The sequence below is a fragment of the Candidatus Binatus sp. genome (assembly GCF_030646925.1).
In the GTDB taxonomy this organism is placed as follows: Bacteria; Desulfobacterota; Binatia; order Binatales; family Binataceae; genus Binatus.
In genome coordinates this window covers 1-5994 of the sequence record NZ_JAUSKL010000002.1, presented here as the reverse complement: position 1 = coordinate 5994, position 5994 = coordinate 1, and the positions used below count along the sequence as shown (strand labels likewise).

9 protein-coding genes are annotated in these 5994 nt (G+C 59.6%); 5 read left to right on the top strand and 4 right to left on the bottom strand.

Features of this window, described 5'->3' with window-relative positions; genetic code table 11:
- Window positions 1-257 (bottom strand): hypothetical protein (locus tag Q7S58_RS00065; protein WP_304819516.1); only part of this gene is annotated, 257 nt, incomplete at its 3' end.
- 447 nt (window positions 258-704) lie between these two features.
- Between Q7S58_RS00065 and Q7S58_RS00060 the strand changes: the two genes are divergently transcribed.
- Window positions 705-1703: a hypothetical protein gene (locus Q7S58_RS00060; RefSeq protein ID WP_304819514.1), complete on the top strand. Its 999-nt coding sequence runs from the start codon at window positions 705-707 to the stop codon at window positions 1701-1703.
- A gap of 295 nt (window positions 1704-1998) precedes the next feature.
- Here the strand turns inward: Q7S58_RS00060 and Q7S58_RS00055 are convergent, their stop codons facing one another.
- Window positions 1999-2181, bottom strand: a complete 183-nt coding sequence (locus Q7S58_RS00055) for a hypothetical protein (protein WP_304819512.1) — start codon at window positions 2179-2181, stop codon at window positions 1999-2001.
- A 122-nt stretch (window positions 2182-2303) separates the two neighbouring features.
- Here Q7S58_RS00055 and Q7S58_RS00050 point away from each other — a divergent pair, with 122 nt between their 5' ends.
- Window positions 2304-3056, top strand: coding sequence for a sensor histidine kinase KdpD (locus Q7S58_RS00050; protein ID WP_304819510.1), 753 nt, complete (start codon window positions 2304-2306; stop codon window positions 3054-3056).
- A 138-nt stretch (window positions 3057-3194) separates the two neighbouring features.
- On the opposite strand, the gene Q7S58_RS00045 is transcribed toward Q7S58_RS00050, so the two are convergent.
- Window positions 3195-3572, bottom strand: a complete 378-nt coding sequence (locus Q7S58_RS00045; RefSeq protein WP_304819508.1) for a response regulator — start codon at window positions 3570-3572, stop codon at window positions 3195-3197.
- Window positions 3573-3998: 426 nt separating this feature from the next.
- Complete coding sequence (locus tag Q7S58_RS00040; protein WP_304819506.1) at window positions 3999-4331, bottom strand: KGG domain-containing protein; 333 nt, start codon at window positions 4329-4331, stop codon at window positions 3999-4001.
- Between the two features lie 511 nt (window positions 4332-4842).
- On the opposite strand from Q7S58_RS00040, the gene Q7S58_RS00035 reads away from it, so the two are divergent.
- From Q7S58_RS00035 to Q7S58_RS00025, 3 genes are all read left to right on the top strand, one after another.
- Complete coding sequence (locus Q7S58_RS00035) at window positions 4843-5172, top strand: RNA-binding protein (protein WP_304819504.1); 330 nt, start codon at window positions 4843-4845, stop codon at window positions 5170-5172.
- A 189-nt stretch (window positions 5173-5361) separates the two neighbouring features.
- Window positions 5362-5691: an RNA-binding protein gene (locus Q7S58_RS00030; RefSeq protein ID WP_304819501.1), complete on the top strand. Its 330-nt coding sequence runs from the start codon at window positions 5362-5364 to the stop codon at window positions 5689-5691.
- A 48-nt stretch (window positions 5692-5739) separates the two neighbouring features.
- Window positions 5740-5994: hypothetical protein (locus tag Q7S58_RS00025; protein WP_304819499.1), on the top strand; the 255-nt coding region annotated here is incomplete at its 3' end.

Here is a 5994-nt window from a genome sequence, read left to right as displayed (position 1 = left end):
GCAGCCATACTCTTCAGTTGGGCGGTCAAATCCGTGGCCGGAATTGCACCGATGTCGGGGGCGTATTGACCGACCTTTCCGGGAAAATAGGAGGCTACGAGGTATGGCGGGACGTCAGCGTACACCTTCTTGCCGAAGGCGCCGGACGTCGCGCCACCGGAAGTAGGACGGCCGACAGGAGCACCGCCAGTTTTCGAGGCGTACCGCCGCGGCGCGTCGCCGGCCGACGCCGGCCTGCTCGCTGTGAATGTCACCAACAGGACTAGTATCAGCGACTGCGTGAAGATGCTTGGGCCGGAAGATTCCCGGAGGAAAAATCCAAGTCGAAGTGACCGGCCGAGGTTCATATGAGTTCCTCTTCTGTTGTAGATGCGCTGTAAGTGGCAACCGAACGCGGCTAAAGATGCTGCCCAGCCGTGGAGAGCGTGAACGCCAATTCGCCAAGCGTTGATTCTTCGTCATCTTTCGCACTCCGGATGGGCTCATAAAAGCGAAATGTATATAAATCCTACAAATAGTCAAGTCGCCCGCGATGAGCGACACCGCATGGACGCTAAAAATGGGATTGCGCGCAGAGAAATTCGTTTTGCAATAACCAAAGAAATCGCGGGCCGATCGCGGGGTTTGACAATTCCAATGCGGCGTCGTTAATGGTCGAAGTAGTCTCGGTCGAAAACAATTTTCGCCGTCGCGAGGCAACGCACATGAGTCAGGATTTCACGATTTGCGTCGGTACCGTGGGCGCGGGCGTATGGTTCAGTTCCGATAGCGGCGAGCATTGGCGCCGCAGCCGGATGAAGCTGCCGTTCGAGGCCGAGCCGGGCGAGATTCAGATTCGATCGCTCGCGGTGTCGCCGCACAACTCGCATCACGTGCTGGCGGGCTCGGAAGCCGGGCTGTATCGCAGCGAAGACAACGGCGCGAACTGGGACCTGGTCGAATCGCCGGCTTACGGCAAGCAGATCTGGTCGGTCGCGTTTCATCCGGGCGATCCCGACACGATGTTTATCGGCACCAAGCAGCCCGGCGTTTTTCGATCGTCGGATCGTGGCAAGACCTGGGAGACGCTCGCGATCCCGATGGCCGAGCGATGCCTCGCCGGAGCGCCCAAAGTTACGAATATCCTGGTCGATCCGCGCGACAAGAAAACGATCTGGGTCGGCGTCGAGATCGACGGCGTATATTGCAGCCGCGATGATGGCGCCACATGGGCTCATCGCGTGATGGGCGACAAGGTGTTGAACCTCGACGTGCACGGACTGGCGGTCGCCGAGGGACATCCGGGGAAACTGCTGGTGACCACGCCGGACGGACTCTGGAGCAGTCTCGACGAGGGCGCGAGTTGGTCGTTGCACGGCTTCCCGCGGTTTGCGGAGCGCGATCAGATTTCGTATTGCCGCGGCGTCGCGCTCCGGCCGGGCGATCCGGACACGATCTTTGTCGGCAATGGCGACTTTATTCCGGGCAAGCGCGGAGCGATTCAGCGCTCGCGCGACGGTGGCGCAAGTTGGGAGCGGTGCAAGCTGCCGGTGGAACCAAATTCGGTGATCTACTGGTTCGGCACGCATCCGGCGAATCCCGACGTGGTCGTCGCGAACAGCTTGCACGGCTACGTCTATCTATCGACCGACGCCGGCGATTCGTGGCGCAAGGTCGACCGCGAGTTCGGCGAGATCCGCGCGCTCACCTGGATGCCCAACTGAGCGCGGAGGAAGAAGAGTCGGAAAAAGAATCCGAAACCCCTCACGGGTTTCAGGCTTCCTGGGACGATAGGATGCGGCCTTCGGCCTGTTAGTAGTGGGAAGTAAGGAAAGGTTTTCCCCAATCGGGATCTCGGTCGCCCCAAAATCAAGAAACGAGATTCATCTCGTCAGTGACTTGCGGCGCGATTCGGCTCGCCCGATCGCTGCAAGCGGGAGACCGCTTGAGCGCCGCGATCAATAACGAATCGGAAGCACAAGTAAGGGAAGGATTCGCGGCGCGACCGACACTGTTTCGCTATGCGATGGCGTTGCTGATCGCCGCGGCCACGATCGGACTTCGCGTGGTGCTGAACCCGGTACTGAAGCGGAGCCTGCCGTACCTGCTGAACAACTTCGCGATCGCGCTCAGCGCACGGTTGCTCGGCCTCTTACCCGGACTGGTCACCACCGCGGCGGTCCAGATCGCGACCGGCTTCATCTACCTGGGTCCGGTGCACACGTTTGCCGACTTCAGGCTGGACGAGATGGTGGGTCTGATCGTCTCGACGCTCGCGTCGATCGGGATCGCGCTGATCGTGAGCTCGCTCAAGGCAGGCGCAAATGGATTTGCGGCGCGAGAAAGAATCTGCGGAACGTGCGAACGAGGCCAAGGATCGATTTCTTTCGATGATCACCCACGAGCTGCGCAATCCGATCAACTCGATCGCGTTGTCGGCGAGAATTCGCCTGCGCGCGCAGGATGCCGAGCGAATTGGGGCCGCGGTCGAGCGGATCGAACGAGCGGCGCGCACCCTGGCCGGCATGGTCGAGAGCCTGGTGGATTCGACGCGGGTCTCGACCGGCCAGTTCCGGATGAATCCGGAGTTGATCGATCTGATCGCGGTGATCAATTCGGCGCTGGAAGTGATGAAGCCGGCGGCGGACGCCAAGGGAGTCGCACTGCGGGCGCATCTGCGCAGCGAACCGACAATGATCTATGGCGACGCCGCGCGCCTCGCGGAGAGCGTCGCCAATGCGATCGAGAACGCGATCAAGTTCACGCCGAGAGGCGGACACATCGACGCAAAGCTCGATCGGATCGAGCGTGGCGCGCGGTTGAGTATCAGCGACGATGGCGAAGGGATCGATCGGGAATTTTTGCCGCAGGTCTTTCAGCGCTTTACCCAGGCGCGGCCGAGTACCGGCGGCGGGGGCGGCGGACTGGGTCTTGGACTATCGATCGTGAAGCACGTGATCGAATTGCATGACGGCACGATCACCGCTTTCAGCGAGGGCAAGGGCCGCGGCGCTACCTTCACGATCGTGCTGCCGCTGGCAGAGCTGCGGACGATCGCAGCCGCGGGGCGAGCCTAGTCGCAGCCGGCCATGCCGGATCAGATCGAGCAGAAATTTTCGAGCCCGCGATGTCGGCGGCGAACATCGCCGCGGCCTCATTCTGCTCCAGGGTTTCGATTTCGACCTGGCGCCCCGGCTTCGGCGCGTCGGGATCCGTCATTGAGCAGGCTCCTGATCGACGTATTGCTTGACCAGCAACAGCAATCGATCGACATCAATTGGTTTTATCAGGATGTCATTCGCATCGACATTGGCGCTGCTAAACGCGGTCACGACCACGACCGGGACGCGGGCAAGTTCGGGGTTTTCCCTTTGCCGCGCGCGGAACTCCCAGCCGTCCATTTCGGGCATCAGGAGGTCGCGGATGATGAGCGACGGGGGAGACGAAGCTTTCAGATACTCGAGTGCTTTTTTTCCATTTTCGGCTGGAACCACCTCGTAGCCGCTGACTTCCAGGATATCGACCAAGGCTTCACGCGCGTCGGCGTCATCCTCGACAACCAGGATGCGTCGGCCACTCGACCCCACCTTCATCAAGCGAGATACTGGGCTTTAGGGATGAACTAGTCAATCCTATTGTCTTATTGCAGCCATGGCGCGTTAATGGTTGGCAAACGCCTTAAGGCGCAGTTTCGCATGGTAACGGCTCTTGAATGAACGCGGCGCTGATCTCGATGGCAAGAGATTCACAGGGTCGAACTCAGCGCCACGGGAGGGTAGCGGTTACGGCGCGGCAGGCGCGAATTTCTCAGTTATCGAGCAATGCCCGTACCATCCGCGATCGTCGGTAATAGCGCGCGGCTTCGAGGCTCCAGACGGAAGTCATCATTCCTGAATTCGGTAAAAACTTGGGGATTCAATAGACTCGATCGATGTATGGCTTGTCTAAAGTGAGTACCAACTGACTATTTGCGGGATACTCATTGGGGCGATCGATCGTGGTATCGAAAGCGCCACTGGCTATTCGCTTCGGTACGAGCCGGCATCCGAGGGTTGATCGCCGTTCTGAGTATCGGACTCCACCCGCTGAGAATCAGGCGCTACCTTGTTTTGAGCGGACTTTTGACCAGTGTGAGAGCTTTCGCCGCCCTTGCGGCCGATCGCCGACATGTGAACGCGGTTGGCGCTGACAGTCTCGCCGCCCTTGCGGCCAGCGGCGCGCGCTTCGTCGCTGGTAAACTCATGCGCGGTTCCTTTTTTGTGGGCGGCCTGCCCTCCCTTGCTGGCAATCTCGCGCTGTTTGCCCTGATCCATCCCGGCGAAACCCCTTCGGCTGCTTCTCTGACTATCCATAATTACAAGCCTTTGTAGTATTTACTCTTTGAAAGTTTCGTCGTAACTAAGCCAGCAATAGCTATGCCGCATGGATAGTGTGTTTCGCCTACTAACTATTTGAGTTTCAGCAGCCGGATTACGCATTTTTTACGTTAGCGAATGAAATACTGTGTAGAGAAAGTTACTTGCCATAGCGTTGCGATCGGCGGCTTAGCGACGCATCGAATGATCGAAGATGCCGTTCGAGGAATGGCAAGTGCTATTCGTCGGGCAATTGCTGGCCGAGCGCGAATTGATACGCCGCGGGCGCGATGCGCAGGCCGGGACAAGCACCGACGCGCCTTACGAAGCGCGGATATCGAACCACCGTCGGCATTGAGCGCCGAAATCCGACCCCTCTATCTTTCGCGCGGCGATTGGCGTAAAGTCGATGCTCTAACGCTCGGATACGTTCCTTTCATCTAAACTCGGGAATGAGCCCGGGTTTTCTGTTCGAGAGCTTCCTGGCAATCACTCACGGAGGGCAAACATGCCCAGCAAGTTGTATGTAGGCAATCTGGCCTACTCGGTTTCCAACACGGACCTGGAAGAACTGTTTTCGCAAGCAGGCCAGGTTCAAAGCGTCGCGGTAATCACCGACAAATTTTCCGGCCAATCGAAGGGCTTCGGCTTCGTCGAAATGGCGACTGCGGAAGAGGCGTCCAAGGCGATCCAGACGTTGAACGACACAGACCTCAAAGGCAGGAACATCAAGGTTAGCGAGGCGAAGCCCCGCGAATCGAGCTTCGGCGGCGGCGGAGGTAATCGTCGCGGCGGCGGCGGCGGTGGCGGCGGAGATCGCGGCGGGAGCCGTTGGTAAGATAATCCTGGCTGAGCGGGCGCTGGCGCCCGCTCAGTTCATTTCAAGGATCGGTTCATTTCAAGGATCGGTTCAGTTCAAGGATCGGTTCAGTCTCGAAGGCTGTTCATCCAAAACCTGGTGTCTTCGATCGATGTTGAGGACTGCCAAATCTTCGCAATCTTTATCCTTACCTCGCAGGAGGCCAGAGTGCCCAGAGTTTATGTCGGAAATCTCGCCGAATCAGTTACGCGCGATGACCTGCGGGCGCTCTTTTCGAAAATCGGCAAAGTCGGCGGCGCGCTGGTAATCACCGACCGTGCGACCGGCCGCTCGCGCGGTTTCGGCTTCGTCGAGATGGTCGATGTCGATGACGCGATCAATGCGGCGGTGTATTTCAGCGGCGCGGAACTCGAAGGCCGCAAACTGCAGGTCGATCAGTATCGTCCGCAGGAAGCGGCGGGGACCAAGTATCGCGGGGAGCGCAAGCGCCGGGCTCCAATCAAGCGTTCCGGCAGCAACGGCGCCGCGCAGGCATAGCGCGGCGCGGTCGATCGGACACGCGGGATACGCGACCAGGAGAAAGGAATGCAATCAGACGGAAAGATGGCGCCGTGGCGAACGCACGATTGGAAAGTCCGGACGCTCGAATCGATCTCGCCGGGCGGCGGCTCGCGGCTCGCGTTTACCTGCCGAAGCTGCGGCAGGATATTCAATCAAACGACGATTAACAGCCGCACCTGGGCGGTCGATGCGGGCGGCGTGGCGTTGTCCGACGGCGTTACGATGCGCTGGCTGGCGGAGAGTTGCCTGCGGCGTCCGGGCGATAGCGACGAGGACGAT